The organism is Ectopseudomonas khazarica (assembly GCF_004521985.1).
GTDB lineage: Bacteria > Pseudomonadota > Gammaproteobacteria > Pseudomonadales > Pseudomonadaceae > Aquipseudomonas > Aquipseudomonas khazarica.
On the sequence record NZ_SBHZ01000059.1, the window covers coordinates 1 to 398 of the forward strand.

A 398-nucleotide genomic window follows, 5' to 3' on the forward strand; every position below is an offset into this window, starting at 1 on the left:
CACACGGGCCGGGCCGACCACATTAGCCCCCTCGCACCCCGGCGGTACTCGGATCGGCCGCCTCCGGCCGTGGTCCGCTGTGCACCTTGTCTGACACGACCATGCCGGACCGCCGGGTAGATTGGCGGCGTCCGAGGGGCACCGGGCACGGAGCCCGGCCCCGTTGGGATCACCCACATCCTTCCTTCATACCGGAAAGCGAAAAAACCATGTTCTCCCTCATCGGAACCCTGCTGGTCGGCCTCGTCGTCGGCCTTCTCGCCCGCGCGCTCAAGCCCGGTGACGACAAGCTCGGCTGGATCATGACCGCGTTGCTCGGTATCGCCGGCTCCTTCCTGGCCACCTACGTGGGCGTGGCGATGGGCTGGTACGAGCAAGGGGAAGCGGCAGGCTGGATC

The 398-nt window shown here is 67.8% G+C and carries 1 protein-coding gene; it reads left to right on the plus strand.

Going from position 1 to position 398, the window contains the following annotated elements:
• Nucleotides 1-209 precede the first annotated feature (209 nt).
• The coding region (locus EPK82_RS24710; protein WP_134678354.1) for a GlsB/YeaQ/YmgE family stress response membrane protein at nucleotides 210-398 on the plus strand (189 nt) is incomplete at its 3' end.